We start from the raw sequence: 20,926 nt of genomic DNA on the forward strand, positions 1-20,926 counted from the left end.
TCTCAGGCGGTTTTCTTCGGTTTGCGGACGAAAAGTGTCTCGGTCTGCTCGAGCTCCATGCCCTTGGTCTCGGGGATCTTCCACAGGACGAAGACGAACGACAGGGCGGCGAAGAACGCGTACCCGCCGTAGGTGATCGCGAGCGACCAGTCGGCCAGCTGCGGGAAGGTCCACGAGACGAGGAAGTTCGCGAGCCACTGCGCACCGGCGGCGACACCGAGTGCCTTTCCGCGGATGCGGCTGGGGAAGATCTCACCGAGCAGCACCCACACCAGCGGACCCCACGAGGCACCGAAGCCGACGACGAAGAGGTTCGCCGCCACGAGGGCGACCGGTGCCCAGATGCCCGGGAGCGAGACGTCCTGGCCCGAGCCCGTGGCGAACGAGAACGCCAGGGCCATCGCGCCGAGCGACAGGGCCATCAGTGCGGACCCGACGAGCAGGAGCGGCTTGCGGCCGACCCGGTCGACGAGCCAGATCGCGATGAGAGTCACGAGCACGTTGGTCACCGAGGTGATGACGCCGATCAGCAACGAGTCGCTCTCGTCGAAGCCGACCGCGCGCCAGAGGCTCGTGGAGTAGTAGAAGATCACGTTGATGCCGACGAACTGCTGGAACACCGACAGGATGATGCCGATCCACACGATCGGCTGAAGACCGAGGGCCTTGCCGGCGAGCGACGCCCCCTTGTTCTTGCGGTCGGTCTCGATCGCGCTGGTCAGCTCGTTGATGGTCTTGTCGAGGTCGGCCGGCGGCACCAGACGCGCGAAGATCGCGCGGGCTTCGTCGGCGCGCCCGCGCGCGAGCAGGAAGCGCGGAGACTCGGGCATCGTGAAGGCGAGAAGGCCGTAGACGGCGGCGGGGACGACGCCGACGAGGAACATCCACCGCCAGGCCTCCAGGCCCCACCAGAGCTGGTTGTCGGCCGTGCCGCCCGCGGCACCCACGAGGAGCGCGTTGCTGAGCAGGGCGGCGAAGATGCCGAGCGTGATCGCGAGCTGCTGCAGCGATGCGAGGCTGCCGCGGATCTGCCTCGGCGCGACCTCGGCGATGTAGGCCGGGGCGACGACCGAGGCGATGCCGATACCGAGACCGCCGATCACGCGCCAGATGGTGAGGTCCAGGACGCTGAACGTCAGTGCCGATCCGATCGACGACGCCAGGAAGAGCACGGCGCCGACCATCATGACCTTGAGGCGACCGAAGCGGTCCGACAGGGCACCGGCGGCGATCGCGCCGATCGCGCACCCGATGAGGGCGATCGCGACGACGAAGCCGGTGAGGGTCGGCACCTTCGTGTACTCGGTCTCGATCGACTGGACGGCACCGTTGATCACGGAGGAGTCGAAGCCGAAGAGGAACCCGCCCACCGCGGCGGCGACCGAGAGCACGATGGCTCTTCGACCGAAGGGGCTCCGCATGGTGAAGGCGTTGGCGGGGATCGACTGCGTCTGACTCACCCGCTCAACGTACTCCTGTCACCCGGCGGGTGGCGGGAGGCTGACTACAGTGGAACAATGCCCGTTTCCCTCCTCGGTGCCGCCGAGATCCGCCGACTCGCCACCGAGCTCGACGTCACCCCGACCAAGAAGCTCGGGCAGAACTTCGTCGTCGACGCGAACACGGTGCGCAAGATCGTCCAGGTGGCCGGGGTCTCGGCATCCGACCGTGTCGTAGAGATCGGGCCGGGCCTCGGTTCGCTCACGCTCGCGATCCTCGAGACGGGTGCCTCGGTGGTCGCGGTCGAGATCGACCACCGGCTCGCGGAGCGACTGCCCGTCACCGCCCGGGCCCACGACGTCCCCGCGGACCGTCTCACCGTGATCGACGCCGATGCTCTCCGCGTCGACTCGCTCCCGGGCGAGCCGGGCGTGCTCGTCGCGAACCTCCCGTACAACGTCTCGGTGCCCGTGCTGCTGCACTTCCTCGAGACGTTCCCCTACCTGCGCAGCGGGGTCGTCATGGTCCAGGCCGAGGTGGGGGAGCGCCTCGCCGCCCCTCCCGGCTCGAAGGTCTACGGCGCCCCGAGCGTCAAGGCCGCCTGGTACGGCTCGTGGCGGCTGGCGGGCACGGTGTCGCGTCAGGTCTTCTGGCCCGTCCCGAACGTCGACAGCGTGCTGGTCGCTTTCGAACGGGATGCCGAACCCCGCGGCACCGAGGAGCACCGGCGCCGAACGTTCCAGATCGTGGATGCCGCCTTCCAGCAGCGGCGCAAGATGCTCCGCCAGGCGCTGTCCGGCGTTCTCGGTGGAACCGCAGCCGAGGCCTCGCTCCAGCTTGAGCGGGCAGGCGTCGACCCCACTCTCCGCGGCGAGCAGCTGACGGTCGACGACTACGCGCGTATCGCGGCTCTCTGAGGCGGCCGGCTCGACGCTGAGCCGTCACCCGGTGCCCTCGTGCCGTTCATGGTTCATCTGCATGATCGGTGGGGCCCGTGAAGCCTCGTGGGGCTCCAGCGCGTCGAGCGGAGCGATCGCTCCTGCATCCTGACCACCTCGACTGCCGCGGCCCGCCGCTCGCGCGCCAGCGCACGCCGGGCGACGAGCGGCCGCAGGTGAAATTCTCACCGTGTTCATCGCGCGTTCCCGAAACATGCCTGTAACATTCCAGGGCAAGCCGGGAGCATCACGCCGGTCGCGAGGTCGTACCCGACGACCCGAGAGGAACGAGATGCGTTACGCCGAGTACCCCCGAGCCGAGAGGGTGCTGCTGCACCTGAGCGACACCCACCTGCGCGCCGGCGGGGCGCCGCTTTACGACGACGTCGACTCCGAGGCGTATCTCGCCCGCGCGGTCGCGGCGATCGAGGCCTCCGGGGTCCGCCCCGATGCCCTGGTGTTCACGGGAGACCTCGCGGATTTCGGCGAGGCCGATGCCTACGACCGCGTGCGCGCGCTCGTCGAACCGCTCGCGGAGCGTCTCGACACGCGCGTGGTCTGGGTCATGGGGAACCACGACGACCGTGCGACGTTCCGCTCGCATCTGCTCCCCGGCGACGCGGCCGATGCCACGGCACCCGTCGACCGCGTCGACGAGTTCGACGGTCTGCGCATCGTCACGCTCGACACGTCCGTCCCCGGTGCCCACCACGGCGCGGTCACCGCCGACCAGCTCGCCTGGCTCGCGGACGTGCTGTCGACGCCCGCCCCGCTCGGCACGATCCTCGCCATGCACCACCCGCCGGTTCCGAGCGTGCTCGATCTCGCCGCGTCGGTGGAGTTGCGCGACCAGCGGAGCCTCGCCGCCGTGCTGCGCGGATCCGACGTCCGCACGATCCTCGCCGGACACCTGCACTACTCGACGTTCGCCACGTTCGCCGGTATCCCGGTGTCGGTGGCCTCAGCCACCTGCTACACGCAGGACCTGATGGTTCCCGTAGGTGGAACCCGCCCCCAGGACGCGGCGCAGGGCTTCAACATCGTGCACGTCTACGACGAGACCATCGTGCATTCCGTGGTGCCGCTCGCGACCAGCGACGCCCTCCAGTACGTGGATGCCGCCGAGTCGCAGCGGCGCCTCCGTGACGCCGGCATCGAGGTCCCGGCGAACCGCGGACTCAGTGGGCGGGTGTCGCCGCCGACGACGCCGTTGCCGGTTCTGCGCTGACGCTCGTCTTCTCCCACGGGGCCGCGATCGGGAAGTAGCGCTCGAGGCACGCGCGGAGCGCGGGCACCCGCACCTCCTCGGGGATCTCGGGCACACTGCCGTCGTTGAGGCAGAACATGTCGGTGTCGCGGCGCGAGACGAGACGCTCCATCGTGCGCAGCGAATCGAGCTGCGTCGTCTGGACGTAGCGCGTGCGCGGCTCGGTCGTGACGACCGCGCGGCCCGTGGCCAGCGCGTAGTAGTGGTAGAGGCTGTTCGTGACCGAGATGTCGGTGGCCGAACGGAAACGGCTCGCGGCCGTCCGCGCGTAGTCGTCGGCGAACTCCTGCTCGAGCTCGAACGCCACGGAGCGGCGCAGCGGCGTCGCGCAGTGCTCCAGGTCGAGCGTGATCACCCGGCCGAAGCGCTCCTTCAGCAGCGCCCGGTTCACGCGCAGACCGTTGTCGTGGCCCGAGCGGTCCACGTGCGGGGCGCCGCTGCCGATCCGGATGCCGCTCTCGACGAAACGGCTCACGCCGCCGCCGCTGAAGAACAGTTCGGGGGTGACGGGGCGACCGAAGAACATGTCGTCGTTGCTGTAGAGGAAGTGCTCGGCGAGCCCGGGGATGCGGTGAAGCTGCGCCTCGACGGCGTGCGAGTTGTGCGTCGGGAGCACCGAGGGGTCGGCGAAGAACTCCTCGCTGCGCACGATCGTGACCTTGGGGTGGTCCGCGAGCCACTCCGGGGTCGGGGAGTCGGTCGCGATGAAGATGCGGCGCACCCAGGGCGCGTACATGTGGACGCTCCGCAGCGCGTACCGCAGTTCGTCGACCTGTCGGTAGCGGGCGGCGTTGTCGTCGCCGTCGCCCACGACGTAGCCCTGCATGCGCGCGGCGCGCTGCCGCTGGAACTCGCTCGACGACCCGTCGACCCACGAGAACACCATGTCGATGTCGCCGACGAACTCTTTCGGGTGCGGGTCGAACATGCCCGCGACCGTCTGCCACCGGCGGCCGTAGCGCTCGATCTCGACGAGGTCGAGGTCGGCGCGGGCGAAGCGGCGACGGGTGAGGGCGCTCGGGCGCGGAGCCTCGATGGTCTTCTCGCCGAACCGCCAGAACTCCAGCCGCGGAGCGAGGGCCGCGCCGTACCGGTACGAGCCCTCGGTCGAGGTGCGCGGACGGAAGACGGCGTACGCCTCCACCGAGCCGGGGGAGGGGGCGACGCTGTGAGCGGGGACGGGGTCCTCGCCACGCGCCTTGAGATAGATCGGACCCAGCTCGGGGTCGCGCAGAGCGGCGAGAGCGGCATCCGCGTCGACCGTGTCGACGACGAGCTTCGGGCGACGGTTGGCGTCGCGAACGAGCATCACGGAGACGCCGGCGGCCTCGACGGCCTCGGCGACGGCCAGCAGGTCGTCGCGCTCGGCATCCGAGGGGGTGGATGCGTCGTCGATGACGTGCAGGATGCCGTCCAGCATCCGGATGTCGGATCGCGAGAGGAGTGCCCGCCAAGGATCGGTGTCGATCGGAAGGGGAACGATCGAGCGCATATGCGGCCTCCTCGGGGTCGATGGTGGATCCGTACACCGTAGATACTCGGCGTTACGGGAGCGTTTCGGCATCGGGGCCGAAGCAGGGGGATGGGCGCGCTACTGTCGAAGAGTGACTGATCCCGCTCGATTCGGCCCGGACGTACCTGACCTTCACCGGCCTTACAGCGCGCGGGATGCGCGATATTCCAGTGTCGCATACCGGCAGGTCGGTCGGAGCGGCCTCTTCCTCCCCCCGATCTCCCTCGGATTGTGGTGGAACTTCGGCGACAACGTGCCCTTCGACCGCCAGCGCGAGGTGCTTCGTCACGCGTTCGACCGCGGCATCACGCACTTCGACCTCGCGAACAACTACGGCCCGCCGTACGGCTCGGCCGAGACGAACTTCGGCCGCATGATGCGCGAGGACTTCGGCCGGTATCGCGACGAGCTGATCATCTCGTCGAAGGCCGGCTACGACATGTGGCCCGGGCCCTACGGCAACTGGGGATCGCGCAAGTACCTCCTGGCGAGCGCCGACCAGTCGCTGAAGCGCATGAGCGTCGACTACGTCGACATCTTCTACTCGCACCGCGTCGACCCGGTGACCCCCATCGAAGAGACGATCGGCGCCCTCGATACGCTCGTCCGGCAGGGCAAGGCGCTCTACGTCGGCATTTCGTCGTACAGCGCCGAGCGCACCGCCGAGGCCGCCGCCGTGGCCCGCTCGCTCGGCACGCCGCTGGTGATCCACCAGCCATCGTACTCGATCCTCAACCGCTGGGTCGAGGACGGGCTCACCTCCACGCTCCGGCAGGAGGGCATGGGCGCGATCGCCTTCACGCCCCTGGCGCAGGGGCTCCTCACCGACAAGTACCTCGGCGACGGTCAGGCCGACCGCTCCCAGAAGCGTTCTTCCCTGCCCGACCGGATGCTGACGGATGCCGCCCTCTCGGCGCTGCGGAGCCTGAACGTCATCGCGAAGGAGCGCGGGCAGACGCTGGCGCAGATGGCGCTGCAATGGGCGCTGCGCGATAAGACCGTGGCATCCGCCCTCATCGGCGCCTCGCGGACGCAGCAGCTCGACGAGAACCTCGCCGCGCTCGAGGGCCCGGCGTTCGACACCGAAGAGCTGGAGCGCATCGACGCGCTGTCCGAGGCCGCCGACGTCGACCTCTGGCGGGCGTCGTCGTCATCATGAGCTCCGCTGAATCGGTCCGCGTCCGTGCCCCGGGCAAGATCAACGTCTTCCTCGAGGTCGGCGACGTCAAGGACGACGGCTACCACGATGTGGCCACGGCGTACCAGGCCGTTTCGCTCTACGAGGAGATGACCGCCACCGCGGCCGACGATTTCACGCTCGAGGTGTCCGCGCGGGGTCCCGTCGACATCGACGGGGTGCCCACCGACGACCGCAATCTGGCGGTGCGGGCGGCCCGTCTGCTGGCCGAGACCGCGGGGATCGATCGCGGGGTGCACCTCTCGATCGTCAAGGCCGTGCCCGTGGCCGGCGGCATGGGAGGCGGCTCCGCGGACGCAGCGGCGGCTCTCGTCGCGTGCGACGCCCTCTGGGGGCTCGGGATGCCGACCTCGGAGCTGGTGCGCCTCGCGGCCCAGCTCGGAGCCGACGTGCCGTTCGCCCTGCTCGGCGGGACGGCGGTCGGAACCGGGCGCGGCGACGAACTCAGTCCCGCCCTGGCCCGTGGCCGTTTCGACTGGGTCCTGGTGCCGAACGAGATCGGCATGTCGACCCCCGTGGTCTACGGCGAGCTCGACGCGCATCGCGAGCGCCACGCCGTCGACATCGGACCGGCGCCCCGGGTGCCCGCGGTGGCACCCGAGATTCTCCACGCGCTGCGCCAGGGCGACGCCGAAATGCTCGCCGCCTCGCTGCGCAACGACCTGCAGGCGCCCGCCCTCCATCTCCGCCCCGACCTCGCGCGGATTCTCGAGCGCGGCGAGAGCTCGGGGGCCCTCGCCGGCCTGGTCTCCGGGTCGGGGCCGACGCTCGCGTTCCTCGCGGCCGACGAGGAGTCGGCGATCGATCTGCAGGTCACGTTGAGCGCCGCCGGGCTCGTCGCGTTGCACGTCCACGGGCCTGTCGGCGGCGCCCGCGTCCTCTGACCGACCCGCACCCTAGACCAGCCCGTCACACGGGGCAATGTTCGTTTTGCGCAGCATCCGCCCGGTTAGCCTCTCGGGAGGTGGTCGATCCACCGCGGGGCGCCGTGCCCGCGGGACACCACGAGAGGGGTTCGCCATGAAGGCAGTGCTCGACGGCGTCGTGATCGCCGAAGCCGACCGCGACGACGTGGTGTCGATCGAGGGCAACTGGTACTTCCCGCCGCGCGCTGTGCGCGAGGGCGCCCTGAACGAGAGCCCCACTCCGTACACCTGCCCGTGGAAGGGCGAGGTGCAGTACTGGAACGTCTCGCTCGACGGGGCGGAGCTCGCCGACGGCGCCTGGTCGTACCCCGACCTGCGCCCCGGCGCCGTGGAGCGCGTCGGCACCGACTTCGCCGGCTACGTGGCTTTCGACCGCAAGGTCGTGGTCTCCGACTGAGGTCGGGCACAGCATGATCGAGTTCTCGACCGTCTCGAAGGTCTTCCCCGACGGCACCCGCGCCGTCGACGACTTCAGCCTCGTCATCCCTTCGCGCAAGACGACCGTGCTGGTCGGATCCTCCGGCTGCGGCAAGACGACGCTGCTGCGGATGATCAACCGGATGGTCGAGCCTTCCGCCGGCACGATTTCGATCGACGGCGACGACATCGGGGGAAAGCCTGCGGTGCAGCTGCGCCGCAGCATCGGCTACGTCATGCAGAACTCCGGTCTCCTGCCGCACTTCACCGTCGCCGACAACATCGCCACCGTCCCCGTGCTCCAGGGACAGAGCCGCAAGACCGCGCGCAAGCGGGCGCTCGAGCTCATGGAGACCGTGGGCCTCGACACCGCGATGGCCGACCGCTACCCCAGCCAGCTCTCCGGCGGTCAGCAGCAGCGCGTGGGCGTGGCCCGCGGGCTGGCCGCCGACCCCAACATCCTCCTCATGGACGAGCCGTTCGGCGCGGTCGACCCGATCGTCCGCGACGAGTTGCAGCAGGAGCTCCTGCGCCTGCAGAGCGAGATCGGCAAGACCATCGTCTTCGTCACGCACGACATCGACGAGGCGTTCCTCCTCGGCGATCAGGTCGTGATCCTCGAGAAGGGCGCCCACATCGCGCAGGTCGGCTCTCCGAGCGAGATCGTCGAGAACCCGGCATCCGACTTCGTGGCGAGCTTCATCGGTGCCGTCAAAGGCAAGCGCGCCCTGCACCTCAAGCAGACGTCACGCGGGACGGTCGTTGTGGATGCCGAGGGGCGCACGCAGGGCGCTCTCGTGGAGGACTCCCACCCGTGAACTGGGTCGTCAACAATCTCGAGCTGATCGGGGAACTGACCCTGGTGCACCTGCGTCAGAGCCTCATCGCCCTGGTCGTCGGCTTCGTCGTGAGCATTCCGATCGGGTGGGTCGCGTGGCGCTATCGCCTCGTCCGCAGCAGCGTGATCACGATCACCGGCCTGCTCTACACGATCCCCTCACTCGCCCTTCTGATCCTCGTCCCCGTCATCACCGGCTGGTACAGCATCATCAGCGAGAACAACCTCGTCGTCGCGCTCGCGATCTACGCGGTGGCGATCCTCGTTCGCGCCGTCGCCGACGGCCTGGATTCGGTGGATGCCGGGGTGCGCCAGGCGGCCACGGCGATCGGCTACGGGTCGTTCCGTCGGTTCTGGGCGGTGGAGTTCCCGCTCGCCGGTCCCGTGGTGCTCGCGGGGCTACGTGTGACCTCGGCCAGCACGATCGCGCTCGCGACGGTCGGCATCCTCGTCGGCATCCAGAACCTCGGTTACCTGTTCACGAACGGCCTCCAGCGCCGCATCATCCCCGAGGTGTTCGCCGGGGTGATCGCGGTCGTGGTGATCGCTCTCGTCGTCGATCTGCTCCTCGTTCTCGCCGGGCGTCTGCTCATGCCGTGGACGCGGGGTGCACGGACCGTGTCGCGCATCTCCAACCGCACGCTGGTGAAGGCATGAACCTCATCGGCGAGGCGTTCGCGTGGATCTTCTCGGGCGATCAGAGTCCCTACGACCCGCTCGGCACGGCGCTGGGCGTGCAGCTCGTGTACACGCTCATCGCGGTCGTCGTCGCGGGGGCGATCGCCATCCCGCTCGGCTGGTTCATCGGTCACACCGGCAAGGGACGCGAGACCGCGGTCGCGATCTCGGGGGCGGCGCGCGCGATCCCATCGTTCGGCCTGCTGATCCTGCTGACGCTGCTCCTCGGGGTGCTGCACAAGCCCGAGGCGGCGGTCATCTCGTTCGTCATCCTCGCGATCCCTTCGCTCCTCGCCGGCGCCTACACGGGCCTCGAGGCGATCGACCGTCGCGTGATCGACGCGGGGCGCTCGATGGGCATGACCCAGATGCAGGTCTTCTGGCGCATCGAGGTCCCCCTCGGGCTGCCGCTGCTGGTCGGCGGCATCCGCGCCGCGACCCTTCAGGTGCTGGCCACGGTCACGATCGCGGCCTACATCGGCCTCGGCGGGCTCGGCCAGTACATCGTGGCCGCGATTCCACTCCGCCGCTTCGACATGCTCATCGGCGGCGCGATCCTCGTCGCCGCGCTCGCGCTCGTCACCGACGGGCTCTTCGCCCTTCTTCAGCACCTCGTGGTGCCCCGCGGCATCCGTGTCGCCGGTGCCGCCCAGCCCCGGCGACGCTCAGCCCGCCGTCGCCGTGCCGAAGCTCTCGCCGTGGGATCGCCCGCAGCGCCCCCGGCGACCCCCTGATCCATCCGATTCCCGAATCACCAGAAAAGAGAGCACCCATGTTCACAGCACGAACCCGGAAGGGCCTCGGCCTCTTCGCCGGCCTCGCGGTCGCCTCCCTCGCCTTCGCCGGTTGCAGCGGCGGGTCGAGCGACCCCCTCAGCAACGGCGGCGGCGACGCCTCGGCCTCGTCCGCCACGATCGTCGTCGGCTCGCAGGCGTACTACTCGAACGAGATCATCGCCGAGATCTACGCCCAGGCCCTGGAGGGCGCGGGCAAGACGGTGACCCGCCAGTTCCAGATCGGTCAGCGCGACGCCTACATCCCGTTGCTCGAGGACGGCACCGTCTCGGTCTTCCCCGAGTACACCGGCAACCTCCTGCAGTTCTTCGAGAAGGACACCACCGCCCGCACCTCGGAGGACGTCTACAAGGCGCTGCCCGCCGCCCTTCCCGAGGGCCTCGAGGTCCTCGACCAGTCGCCCGCGACCGACCAGGACTCGTACACCGTCACCAAGGCCTTCGCCGACGCGAACGGCCTCACTTCGATCGCCGACCTCGCCAAGGTGACCTCGGGTCTCACCCTCGGAGGCAACCTCGAGCTCGCCGAGCGCCCCTACGGGCCGACGGGTCTGCAGTCGACCTATGGCGTCAGCGTGCAGTTCTCGGCCACCGGCGACACCACGGTCGACGACCTCGTCGCCGGCACGGTCCAGGTCGCGAACGTCTACACGGCCGACCCCCGTATCAAGACCGACAACCTCGTCACGCTGACCGACCCCAAGGGGTTGTTCCTCGCGTCGAACGTCGTGCCGGTCGTGAATGCGAACATTGCGCCCGAGGTGTCCGACGTGCTGAACAAGGTCAGCGCGAAGCTCACGACCGAGGGCCTCGTCGCACTCAACGTCGAGTCCAAGGTCGACCAGAAGTCGTCCGCCGACATCGCGAAGGAATGGCTCTCGGCCAACGGCCTCTGAGCCTCTCCGCTCCGACGGGGTCGTCCGGTTCGCCGGGCGACCCCGTCGTCGTTTCCGGATGCCGGGAGCACCACGCGCGCCGGGGGCCGGGCACCGCGTAGCCTGGGACGGATATGGCACATCTGCTCGGGGGCGAAGCCCTGCACCTGGAATACCCGACCAAGGTCGTCTTCGACTCCGTCTCGCTCGGCGTGAACGAGGGCGATCGCATCGGCATCGTCGGTCGCAACGGCGACGGCAAGTCGAGCCTGCTCGGCATGCTCGCGGGCATCCGCGAGCCCGACGGCGGTCGCGTGACGGTGCGCGGGGGAGTGACCGTGGGCGTCCTCGATCAGCAGGACACGCTCGACGACGACGACACCATCGGCCACGCGGTCGTCGGCGACCGCGCCGAGCACGAGTGGGCGGGAGACGCGCGCACGCGTGATGTGATCGCGGGGCTGCTCGGCGACCTGCCGTGGGACGCGCGTCTCGGCGACCTCTCCGGCGGCCAACGACGCCGCGTCGCGCTGGCGAGGCTGCTCTCAGGCGACTGGGACGTGCTGTTCCTCGACGAGCCCACCAACCACCTCGACGTCGAGGCCATCACCTGGCTCGCCGGGCACCTCAAGAAGCGCTGGGCGCCGAGTTCGGGCGGACTCCTGGTCGTCACGCACGACCGGTGGTTCCTCGACGAGATCTGCAACACCACGTGGGAGGTGCACGACCGCATCGTCGAGCCCTTCGAGGGCGGTTACGCGGCGTACATCCTGCAGCGTGTCGAGCGCGACCGCCAGGCGGCATCCATCGAACAGCGTCGGCAGAACCTCGCCCGCAAAGAGCTCGCGTGGCTGCGCCGCGGCGCGCCCGCCCGCACGTCGAAGCCGAAGTTCCGCATCGACGCCGCGAACGAGCTCATCGCCGATGTTCCGGAGATCCGCGACAAGGTGGCGCTGCAGTCGCTCGCGGTCGCACGCCTGGGCAAGGACGTCGTCGATCTTCTCGACGCGGGGGTGTCCTACGGCGACCACGTCGTGCTGAAAGACGTCGAGTGGCGCATCGCGCCGGGGGAGCGCACCGGCATCCTGGGCGTCAACGGCGCGGGGAAGTCGACGCTCCTGAACCTCATCACAGGATCGCTCGAACCCACCAGCGGACGCGTGAAGCGCGGCAAGACGGTCAAGGTCGCCACGTTGACCCAGCGTCTGGACGAGCTCGACCAGCACCTGAACGACCCGGTGCGCGTCGTCATCGCGGGGCTCCGCACCACGTACTCCTTCGGCGCGGGGTCGAAGGCGCAAGAGCTGACCCCGGGCCAGTTGCTCGAGCGCCTCGGGTTCTCGAGCGCGCAGCTCTCGACGCCGGTGAAAGACCTCTCGGGCGGACAGAAGCGGCGTCTGCAGCTCCTGTTGATCCTGCTCGACCAGCCCAACGTGCTGATCCTCGACGAGCCGACCAACGACCTCGACACCGACATGCTCGCGGCGATGGAAGACCTGCTGGACTCGTGGTCCGGCACGCTCATCGTCGTCTCCCACGACCGGTACTTCCTCGAGCGCGTCACCGATCAGCAGTACGCGATCCTGGATGCCAAGCTCCGCCACCTCCCCGGTGGAGTGGACGAGTACCTGCGGCTCCGGGCACTTCAGGATGCCGAGCCCTCGCGGTCGACGGCGGCTGGGGCAACGGCATCCGCGGGTCTCCAGGGGGCCGACCTTCGCGCGGCGCAGAAGGAAGCGTCGGCCACGGAGCGCAAGATCGAGAAGCTGCAGCAGCAGATCGACCGGGCCAAGGCGGCGCTCGCCGAGCACGACCAGGGCGACTACGTCGGTCTCGGCAAGGAGATGCAGCGCATCTCGGGTCTCGAGGCCGAGCGCGACGAGCTCGAGATGCGGTGGTTCGAGCTCACCGAGGCGATCGGCTGACCCGCGGCGCCGAGGACGCGCGTCAGTGCACCATCGTCTCGAGCACGACGATGAACACCCCGAGCACGGCGGTCGACAGGGCTCCGACGAGACGGAACACGAGCCGGGATCCGCGGCGACGGTAGGCGTTGTAGCCGAGGATCGCGAGCACGATGATCGTTGCCAAGGCGGTCCAGTCCGAGGCGTCGTCGACCGAGGCGTTCGTCATCCCCGCCCACACGAGGCAGAGCGCGGCGGGCAGCGACGCGTAGAGCATTCCGGCGGCGTGCCGCATCGCCTCGCGCGTCGAGTGGCGCAGGCCGTGCGTACCGTGCTCGGTCAGGGTGTGAGCGAAGACGTGGGCGATGTAGAAGACCAGCAGGGGGAAGACGGATGCCCCGAGCAGTTCCCAGGGTGAGTCGGCGTGGTCGTCGGCGATCGTGATGAACGACGCGTAGACGATGAGGCCGTAGATGGCCGCGGGGGAGCGGAAGCGCACGTCGAGCCACGCTTTGAATCGGTCCCACATGGTGGCGGCCGCGGCGGTGTCGGTCACGCGTCGAATCCCATGCTCAGCTTGCGCAGCAGGGTGGCCAACCGGTCGCGGTCGCTGCGCGACAGGCCGTCGAGAAGCAGCGCTTCGGCGTCGACCAGGCGGGTGATCGCGGCGTCGACACGCACACGGCCGTCGTCGGTCAGGGTCACGAGAATGCTCCGTCCATCGCCGGGGTCGGATTCGCGCCGCACGAACCGGCGGGCGACGAGCCGGTCGATGCGGTTGGTCATCGTGCCGCTCGAGACGAGCGTCTGCTGCAGGAGTTGCTTCGGGCTGAGCTGGTACGGCTCGCCCGCGCGCCGCAACGCCGAGAGGACATCCCACTCCCACGACTCGATGTCACTGCGGCGGAAGGCTTCCTTCCGGGCGATGTCGAGGTGACGCGAGAGGCGCGCGACGCGCGAGAGCACCTCGAGGGGAGAGAAGTCGAGGTCGGGGCGTTGGCGCATCCAGGCGTCGACGATGCGGTCGACCTCGTCGCTGTCCCGGTTCGTGCTCACGGTCTCATTATGGCGAGAGCGTGCGGCGCGCCGACGCGCGGCTGACGGGTCTGGCAGACTTGACCGGTGCCCGCGGGCACGGTCCGCCGTGGTGTAACGGCAGCACGACAGCCTTTGGAGCTGTTAGGTCTAGGTTCGAATCCTGGCGGCGGAGCATGACCTCAACGACCGAGCTCGCCGTCGTCGTCCTCGCTGCGGGCCAAGGCACGCGTATGCGATCCCGCCTCCCCAAGGTGCTGCATCCCGTGGGCGGCCGCCCCCTGGTCGGGCATGTCCTCGACACGGCGGCATCCCTCGATCCCGCGCGCATCGTGGTGGTCGTCCGGCACGAACGCGAGCAGGTCGCCGCCACCGTCGCCGAGCTCGCCCCCGGGGTCGTCGTCGTCGATCAGGACGACGTCCCCGGCACCGGCCGCGCGGTCGAGGCGGCGCTCGGCGCCCTCGAGGGATTCGAGGGCGACGTGCTGGTGCTGAGCGCCGATGTGCCGTTGCTCGAGACGGGCACCCTCACCGAGCTGCTCGCCACCCATCGCTCCGGCGGCACCGCCGTGACCCTGCTCAGTGCGCGCGTCGACCAGCCCTTCGGGTACGGCCGCATCCTGCGCGACGAGACCGACGGAGTGCGCCGGATCGTCGAGCAGAAGGACGCGACGGCCGACGAAGCCGCGATCACCGAGATCAACGTCGGCGTCTACGTCTTCCAGGTGTCGCCGCTGCGGACGCAGCTCGCGCTCGTCGGGACAGACAACGCCCAGGGCGAAAAGTACCTCACCGACGTCGTCGGCCTGCTCCGTGACGCGCAGCTCGGGGTCGCGGCATCCGTCACCTCCGACGCCGCCGCGGCGCTCGGGGTCAACGACCGCGTCCAGTTGTCGGAGGCGGGTCGCACGCTCAACGCCCGCACCGTGCGGCGCTGGCAGCTGGAGGGCGTCACGGTCGTCGACCCCGCCACCACCTGGATCGACGTGACCGCGACACTCGCGCCCGACGTCACGATCCTGCCGAACACGCACGTGCGCGGGGCCACCGTCATCGCGTCGGGGGCGACGATCGGCCCCGACACGACGCTCGCCGACTGCGAGGTGGGCGAGGACGCCACGATCACCCGCACCGACGGCACGCTCGCCGTCATCGAGGCCGGAGCGACCGTCGGCCCCTTCGCCTACCTGCGTGCGAACGCCCGCGTCGGCGTGAACGGCAAGGTCGGCACGTTCGTCGAGGTCAAGAACTCGTCGATCGGCGAGGGCAGCAAGGTGCCGCACCTGTCGTACATCGGCGACACCGACATCGGTCGCGGCGTCAACCTCGGCGCCGGCGCGATCACCGCGAACTACGACGACCTCACCAAGCACCGCACCGTGATCGGCGACGAGGTGCACAGCGGCTCGCACAACGTGTTCGTCGCGCCGGTTACGATTGGAGACGGCGCCAAGACGGGTGCCGGTGCGGTCATCCGCAAGGACGTCCCGCCCGGCGCGTTGGCCCTCAGCGTTGCACCTCAGCGCAACATCGAGGGGTGGGTCGAGAAGAACCGACCGGGCACCGCAGCGGCCGATGTGGCTGCGCGGGCTCGGGCTGAACAGGAAGCGGCCGATGGCTCGTAAGAAGAATCGTGTAGACCTCGACCGCGACAACGGCATCGCCCCCGGGCTCGTCGCCAAGACCAAGAAACGACTCGTCGTCGCCTCGGGGCGCTCCCACCCCGAGCTGGCGAAGCAGGTCGCCGAGCACCTCGGCACCGAGCTCGCTCCCACCGAGCACCGCACCTTCGCCTCGGGTGAGATCTACACCCGCTTCGAGGTGTCGATCCGCGGCTGCGACGTCTTCGTCGTGCAGTCGTTCGGGCCGCCGGTCAACGAGTGGCTCATGGAGCTGCTCATCATGCTCGACGCGCTCAAGCGCGCCTCGGCCAAGCGCATCACCGTCGTCGCGCCGTACTTCCCATACTCGCGTCAGGACAAGAAGGGCCGTGGTCGCGAGCCCATCAGCGCCCGGCTCGTCGCCGACCTGCTGAAGACCGCCGGGGCCGACCGCATCATGAGTGTCGACCTGCACGCGGCCCAGATCCAGGGCTTCTTCGACGGCCCTGTCGACCACCTGTTCGCCAAGCCGGTGCTGCTCGAGCACTTCGAGCAGGGGCTCACCGGTGAGGACCGCGAGACCCTCACGGTCGTCTCGCCCGACATGGGGCGCGTGCGCGTCGCCGACACGTGGTCCGACAGCCTCGGCGCGCCCCTGGCGATCATCCACAAGCGTCGCGACCCGAAGGTCGCCAACCAGGTGTCGGTGCACGAGATCGTCGGCGACGTGAAGGGACGCACGTGCCTCCTCGTCGACGACATGATCGACACCGGAGGCACGATCCAGAAGGCCGCACAGGCCCTCAAGGCCAACGGCGCGCGCAAGGTCATCGTCGCCGCCACGCACGCGATCTTCAGCGATCCCGCGAGCGAACGCCTGCAGGATCCCGCGATCGACGAGGTGGTCGTCACCGACACCGTGCCGCTGCCCGCGGAGCGCCGCTTCCCCGGTCTCACGGTGCTGCCGATCGCGCCGCTGCTCGCGCGCGCGATCCACGAAGTCTTCGAGGACGGCTCGGTCACGAGCATGTTCGGCGGCGACGCGTAAGCGTTCCTCCGTCGCTCAGCCGTCTCCCTCCGGGAGGCGGCTGAGTTCGTTTTCCCTCGGCTGTACCGTCAGGCGGAGTCCGGGGCCGACACGCCGGTTCCGGATGCCGTGACCCGGCGTGTCGCCCGAGATCTCCGCGCGACGGTACGGGGTTCACCGCCCACTGCGCCGCAGGGTCTCTCATAGGTTGCACAAAGTATTGAACCGAGGTGCCGCCAAGGTCGTGTTCCTACGGTGAGCACGAACGCGCCGCGAGGCACGACAGAAGGAGGACCCTGATGATCCGCACCACCGCCGTACCCCGTCCCGTCCGCATCGGCACCGCTCTCCTGGGCGTCGCCGGCATCGTCACCCTGGCCGGTTGCTCGGGCGGCTCGACCACCGACGCCGCTGCTCCCGCCGACACGGCTCCGGCGGCGACCGCGGCTCCCACCGCGAGCGCGACCACCGACAGCTCGACGACGGACACCTCGACGACCTCGAACACCTACAAGGACGGCACCTACGAGGCGACGGGCCAGTACGCCACTCCCGAGAGCGTCGAGACCGTCGACGTCACCCTCACCCTCGCCGGAGACACCATCACCGACGTGACGGTCACGGGCGATCCGCAGGCCGCCGAATCGAAGCGCTACCAGAGCGAGTTCATCGGCGGCATCAAGGACGAGGTCGTCGGCAAGAAGCTCGACGAGATCTCGGTGAGCAAGGTCGCCGGGTCTTCGCTCACCAGCGGCGGCTTCAACAAGGCGGTCGACACCATCAAGACCGAGGCCAAGGCCTGACCATCATGACCATCCCGACCGCGACGGGTTCGACCTGGACCTTCGACGCGATCGGCACGTCGTGGGCGATCGAGACGGCGGCGCCGCTGCCCCCGGTCGCCCGCGACGCGGTGTCGGCCGTCATCGACCGCTTCGACCGGGAGTGGTCGCGGTTCCGCGACGACTCGCTCGTCTCCGCCCTCGCGGGAGGACGCATGGCATCCGTCCCCGCCCCCGACGACGCGGATGCCATGCTCTCGCTGTACGACGAGCTCGACACCGCGACGGCCGGCGCCGTCAATCCGCTCATCGGCGACGCGCTCGCGCGCCTGGGCTACGACGCGCGGCTGACGCTCACCCCGTCGGGCGATCCGGAGCCGGCGCCGGTGTGGCGCGACACCCTCTCGTGGAGCGACGGGCGGCTCGCCGTCGCGCGTCCCGCCACGATCGACGTGGGCGCGCTCGGCAAGGGTCGTCTCGTCGACCTCGTGGTCAACGTGGTGCGCGCGCACGTCGACGGCGACATCGTCGTCGACGCATCCGGCGACCTCGCCGTTCGCGGCGAGCCGATCCGCGTCGCGCTCGAGCACCCGTACGACCAGACCCTCGCGATCGGTGTGATCACCGTCGCCGAGGGGGCGCTGTGCGCGTCGGCGATCAATCGGCGGGCGTGGGGCGACAACCTGCACCACGTCCTCGACGCCCGCACGGGGGCGCCGGTCCGGGCCTACGCGGCGACCTGGGCAGCGGCCGACACCGCGATGCGGGCCGACGCCCTCGCGACCGCGTTGTTCTTCGACGGGGGACCGGAACTCTCGGCATCCTGGAACGCGCACTGGGTGCGTATGCACACCGACGGTCGCGTGGAATGGTCGCCGGGTTTCACCGGCGAGATCTTCTCGTGACCTCAACGCCACAGCTTTCGAAGGGAATCCCATGAGCGCCACGCTCACCGCGGGCTCGACCCGCGTGCTCGGCCTCATTGGCCGGGTGTCGATGTACCGCCTCGTCCTGTCGTCGCTCGGCCTGCTGGCTGTCTATGCCCTCGTGCTCTCCTTCGCCGGACAGATCGGGCCCCAGCCGCTCGAGATCGTCGCGAGCGCCGTGGTGCTCGCTGTCGCGTGCGCGGCGACCGACCTGGTCGCGCAGGGCATACTCCGGATGCCGCGCCGCCTCGAGTCCTCGCTGATCACCGCCGCGATCCTGCTGTTCGTGCTCCGTCCGAGCCTCGAGCCGCTCGCGCTGGCCGGTCTCGCCCTCGCCGGGGTCGTGGCATCCGCATCGAAGTACCTCCTCGTCTGGCGTGGCCGTCACGTCTTCAACCCGGCAGCCACGGGGGCGGCGGTGCTGACCATCGTGAGTGTCTGGGCGCCGGATCTCGGTGGCTCGGCCTGGTGGGTCGGAACCCCGTTGATGGCGATCGGCGTACTGGCGCTCGGTGTGCTGCTGCTCCTACGCACCGACAAACTCCCGATCGTGGTGACGTTCTGGCTCGTGGCGATGACGGTCGCGTTCGTGCGCACCAGCATTCAGTTCCAGTCGGCAGGCTTTCCGGTCGACGTGCCGACGCTGCTCGTGCAGGTCGCGTTCTCGTCGCCGTTCCTCTTCCTCGGTGCGTTCATGCTGTCGGAGCCGCTCACCCTGCCGCCGCGCCGCCTGCAGCAGTACGCCGTCGCGATCGTCGTGGGCGTCCTGGCCGGCTGGCCGATCGCCGTCGGGGCGATCACGCTCGGACAGGAGCGCGCTCTGCTGATCGGCAATCTCGTGGCGTTCGCGTTCTGCCTGCGCGCGGCGGTGCGCCTGCGCGTCGAACGCCGTCGCGACCTGACTCCGACCGTCCGCGAACTGACCTTCCACGCCGCGCGTCCCTTCGCGTTCTCGCCCGGTCAGTACCTGGAGCTCGACGTCCCGCACCGTCGCCCCGACGCCCGCGGCACGCGGCGGGAGTTCTCGATCGTGTCCGCCCCGGAAGACCTGCCCGAGGTGCGCATCGCCTACAAGGACGGCTCGCAGTCCTCGTACAAGAAGGCGCTCGCGGCCGTCGAGCCGGGCTCGACTCTCGCTGTCACGGGCGTGTGGGGGGACTTCGTCCTTCCCTCTCGACCGACCGCGCCCGTGCTCCTCGTCGCCGCGGGGATCGGCGTGACGCCGTTCGTCTCGCAGCTGCGGCACCTCCAGGCCACCGGGCAGCGCCGCGACGCCGTTCTCGTCTACGTGGTGTCCGACCCGAGCGAACTCGCCTTCCGTGATGAGATCGCGGCGAGCGGCATCCCGGTCGTCGTCTTCTCGCGTGAGGAACCGCACGATCTGCCCGCGGGATGGTCGTGGGCGGGACCCGACCGGGTCGACGCCGATGCTGTGCTTCGCACGGTTCCCGACATCGCCCAGCGCGTGGCCTATGTCTCGGGTCCGCCCCGGCTCATCTCGGATCTCGCGCCGGCGCTCGCCAAGGCCAGATCGCTCACGACCGACGCCTTCGCGGGGTACTGACCCGCGACCGGACGCAGACGCGGGCGCGCCCCGCAAGCGCCCGGGAGGGGCAGGCCCGACCCGATAGCGTCGCGACATGCTCCTCCTGGCTTTCGCCGCGCTGCTGCTCGTCGTCTTCGCGGTGGCGCGTGCCCGTCAGCGTGCCCAGCTGCGCGAGGGGACTCTGCTCGTCGCCGCGGTCGTCTTCGCCGCGCTGGGCGTGCTGCAGCTGCTCGTGCAGACGGATCCGGATGCCGCCCGCGCGGCGATCCTCGTCGTCGCCGTCGCGGTGCCCGTGGTCGTGGCGGTGCTCGCGGTGTTCCTCATCACCAACGGCATCACCATGCTGCGACTCGAGGGGCGGAGTCTGGCGAACCTGCTGTCGCTGATCGCCGGGATCGGGCTCGTGGCCTTCCCGTTCGTCCTCCTCGCGCTCCTGGCGTGGGGAGGACTGGGCGGCTTCCTCGTGGCGGCTCTCGTGGTCCTGATCGCGGGGTACGCGGCGGCCGCGTTCGTCGCGTTCCTCGTGTCGTCGCTGCTGTACGCCGCGCTGCCCGTCCCGCGCACGCCGACCGCGATCGTCGTCCTGGGGTCGGGGCTGATCGACGGGGGAGTGCCGCCCTTGCTCCGGGGCCGCCTCGATCGGGCGATCGCCGCCTGGCAGCGGGCGGTCCGGGCCGGGGGAGTCGCGCCCTTCGTCATCCCGTCCGGCGGTCAGGGGCCCGACGAGCCGCGCGCGGAGGCCGAGGCCATGGCGGACTACCTGCGAGAGCGCGGCATCCCCGCGGACCTCGTCCATCCCGAGACGCGCTCTCTGAACACACGGGAGAACCTCGCCTTCTCACGTGCGATCGTCGGGGAGATCGGCGCATCGAAGCCGCTGCTGGTCGTCACGAGCGACTACCACGTCCTTCGCGCAGGGCTCCTGGCGCGTCGCGAGTTGCCCGGAGCGCGTGTGGTGGGTGCCCGCACGGCGGCGTACTTCGTGCCGAGTGCGTTCCTCCGTGAGTACGTCGCCCTGCTGAACCGGCAGAGGTGGATGCACGTCGTCTTCGCGCTCGTCTTCGGCGTCGCGCTGGTGAGCGTCTACGCCGTGATCTTCCTCACGTGAACCCCCGCCTCGTCGTCAGGCGTCGGCGGGCGGACCGGGGTCGGCGGGCTTCGCGGGAAGGCGGACCTCGAAGGTCGTGTCTCCGGGCGTGCTCTGCACGCTGATCGTGCCGC

The 20,926-nt window shown here is 69.8% G+C and carries 20 protein-coding genes and 1 tRNA gene; 17 read left to right on the top strand and 4 right to left on the bottom strand.

The window, feature by feature from the left end; all coding sequences use genetic code 11:
* Positions 1–2: 2 nt before the first annotated feature.
* Positions 3–1,460 carry a sugar porter family MFS transporter gene (locus P2P98_RS18620; RefSeq protein WP_275801764.1) on the bottom strand — a complete coding sequence of 486 codons (1,458 nt, stop codon included), beginning with the start codon at positions 1,458–1,460 and terminating at the stop codon, positions 3–5.
* Between the two features lie 57 nt (positions 1,461–1,517).
* On the opposite strand from P2P98_RS18620, the gene rsmA reads away from it, so the two are divergent.
* Complete coding sequence (rsmA, locus tag P2P98_RS18625) at positions 1,518–2,357, top strand: 16S rRNA (adenine(1518)-N(6)/adenine(1519)-N(6))-dimethyltransferase RsmA (RefSeq protein ID WP_275801765.1); 840 nt, start codon at positions 1,518–1,520, stop codon at positions 2,355–2,357.
* A gap of 313 nt (positions 2,358–2,670) precedes the next feature.
* Positions 2,671–3,606, top strand: coding sequence for a phosphodiesterase (locus P2P98_RS18630; protein WP_275801766.1), 936 nt, complete (start codon positions 2,671–2,673; stop codon positions 3,604–3,606).
* On the opposite strand, the gene P2P98_RS18635 is transcribed toward P2P98_RS18630, so the two are convergent.
* Positions 3,557–5,137, bottom strand: a complete 1,581-nt coding sequence (locus P2P98_RS18635) for a stealth family protein (RefSeq protein ID WP_275801767.1) — start codon at positions 5,135–5,137, stop codon at positions 3,557–3,559. The genes P2P98_RS18630 and P2P98_RS18635 overlap by 50 nt on opposite strands.
* A gap of 112 nt (positions 5,138–5,249) precedes the next feature.
* Here P2P98_RS18635 and mgrA point away from each other — a divergent pair, with 112 nt between their 5' ends.
* The 8 genes from mgrA to P2P98_RS18675 all read left to right on the top strand — a co-directional run bounded on the left by mgrA (position 5,250) and on the right by P2P98_RS18675 (position 12,809).
* On the top strand, positions 5,250–6,317 hold the full coding sequence (gene mgrA, locus P2P98_RS18640; protein WP_275801768.1) for an L-glyceraldehyde 3-phosphate reductase: 1,068 nt from the start codon (positions 5,250–5,252) through the stop codon (positions 6,315–6,317).
* Positions 6,314–7,240: a 4-(cytidine 5'-diphospho)-2-C-methyl-D-erythritol kinase gene (locus tag P2P98_RS18645; RefSeq protein WP_275801769.1), complete on the top strand. Its 927-nt coding sequence runs from the start codon at positions 6,314–6,316 to the stop codon at positions 7,238–7,240. Before mgrA ends, P2P98_RS18645 begins: the two co-directional genes overlap by 4 nt.
* A 136-nt stretch (positions 7,241–7,376) precedes the next feature.
* Positions 7,377–7,679 carry a DUF427 domain-containing protein gene (locus P2P98_RS18650; RefSeq protein ID WP_013586035.1) on the top strand — a complete coding sequence of 101 codons (303 nt, stop codon included), beginning with the start codon at positions 7,377–7,379 and terminating at the stop codon, positions 7,677–7,679.
* A 13-nt stretch (positions 7,680–7,692) separates the two neighbouring features.
* A complete protein-coding gene (locus P2P98_RS18655; RefSeq protein WP_275801770.1) occupies positions 7,693–8,517 on the top strand; it encodes an ATP-binding cassette domain-containing protein in 825 nt (274 codons plus the stop codon).
* Entirely contained in the window at positions 8,514–9,194 is a 681-nt protein-coding gene (locus P2P98_RS18660) for an ABC transporter permease subunit (protein ID WP_275801771.1), read from the top strand. The genes P2P98_RS18655 and P2P98_RS18660 overlap by 4 nt, the downstream gene beginning before the upstream one ends.
* Positions 9,191–9,949 (top strand): ABC transporter permease, encoded by a 759-nt coding sequence (locus P2P98_RS18665; RefSeq protein ID WP_275801772.1) that lies wholly within the window; start codon positions 9,191–9,193, stop codon positions 9,947–9,949. Before P2P98_RS18660 ends, P2P98_RS18665 begins: the two co-directional genes overlap by 4 nt.
* A 38-nt stretch (positions 9,950–9,987) precedes the next feature.
* The gene (locus P2P98_RS18670) at positions 9,988–10,905 is read left to right on the top strand and encodes an ABC transporter substrate-binding protein (protein ID WP_275801773.1); all 918 of its coding nucleotides are present in this window, start codon (positions 9,988–9,990) and stop codon (positions 10,903–10,905) included.
* 113 nt (positions 10,906–11,018) lie between these two features.
* The gene (locus P2P98_RS18675; protein ID WP_275801774.1) at positions 11,019–12,809 is read left to right on the top strand and encodes an ABC-F family ATP-binding cassette domain-containing protein; all 1,791 of its coding nucleotides are present in this window, start codon (positions 11,019–11,021) and stop codon (positions 12,807–12,809) included.
* 22 nt (positions 12,810–12,831) lie between these two features.
* Here P2P98_RS18675 and P2P98_RS18680 read toward each other — a convergent pair whose 3' ends face one another.
* Complete coding sequence (locus tag P2P98_RS18680; RefSeq protein ID WP_275801775.1) at positions 12,832–13,344, bottom strand: hypothetical protein; 513 nt, start codon at positions 13,342–13,344, stop codon at positions 12,832–12,834.
* Complete coding sequence (locus P2P98_RS18685) at positions 13,341–13,793, bottom strand: MarR family transcriptional regulator (RefSeq protein ID WP_050901880.1); 453 nt, start codon at positions 13,791–13,793, stop codon at positions 13,341–13,343. Before P2P98_RS18685 ends, P2P98_RS18680 begins: the two co-directional genes overlap by 4 nt.
* A 133-nt stretch (positions 13,794–13,926) precedes the next feature.
* Between P2P98_RS18685 and P2P98_RS18690 the strand changes: the two genes are divergently transcribed.
* From P2P98_RS18690 to P2P98_RS18720, 7 genes are all read left to right on the top strand, one after another.
* Positions 13,927–13,998, top strand: a tRNA-Gln gene (locus tag P2P98_RS18690).
* 1 nt (position 13,999) lies between these two features.
* A complete protein-coding gene (gene glmU, locus P2P98_RS18695) occupies positions 14,000–15,448 on the top strand; it encodes a bifunctional UDP-N-acetylglucosamine diphosphorylase/glucosamine-1-phosphate N-acetyltransferase GlmU (RefSeq protein WP_275801776.1) in 1,449 nt (482 codons plus the stop codon).
* Positions 15,438–16,472: a ribose-phosphate diphosphokinase gene (locus P2P98_RS18700; RefSeq protein ID WP_058614481.1), complete on the top strand. Its 1,035-nt coding sequence runs from the start codon at positions 15,438–15,440 to the stop codon at positions 16,470–16,472. The genes glmU and P2P98_RS18700 overlap by 11 nt, the downstream gene beginning before the upstream one ends.
* A gap of 278 nt (positions 16,473–16,750) precedes the next feature.
* A complete protein-coding gene (locus tag P2P98_RS18705; RefSeq protein WP_275801777.1) occupies positions 16,751–17,254 on the top strand; it encodes a hypothetical protein in 504 nt (167 codons plus the stop codon).
* A gap of 5 nt (positions 17,255–17,259) precedes the next feature.
* Positions 17,260–18,138 carry an FAD:protein FMN transferase gene (locus tag P2P98_RS18710; protein WP_275801778.1) on the top strand — a complete coding sequence of 293 codons (879 nt, stop codon included), beginning with the start codon at positions 17,260–17,262 and terminating at the stop codon, positions 18,136–18,138.
* Between the two features lie 31 nt (positions 18,139–18,169).
* Positions 18,170–19,723, top strand: coding sequence for an FAD-dependent oxidoreductase (locus tag P2P98_RS18715; RefSeq protein WP_275801779.1), 1,554 nt, complete (start codon positions 18,170–18,172; stop codon positions 19,721–19,723).
* Between the two features lie 76 nt (positions 19,724–19,799).
* On the top strand, positions 19,800–20,813 hold the full coding sequence (locus P2P98_RS18720; RefSeq protein WP_275801780.1) for a YdcF family protein: 1,014 nt from the start codon (positions 19,800–19,802) through the stop codon (positions 20,811–20,813).
* The last annotated feature ends 113 nt before the right edge of the window (positions 20,814–20,926 follow it).

The organism is Microbacterium sp. Kw_RZR3, assembly GCF_029222405.1.
Lineage (GTDB): Bacteria > Actinomycetota > Actinomycetes > Actinomycetales > Microbacteriaceae > Microbacterium.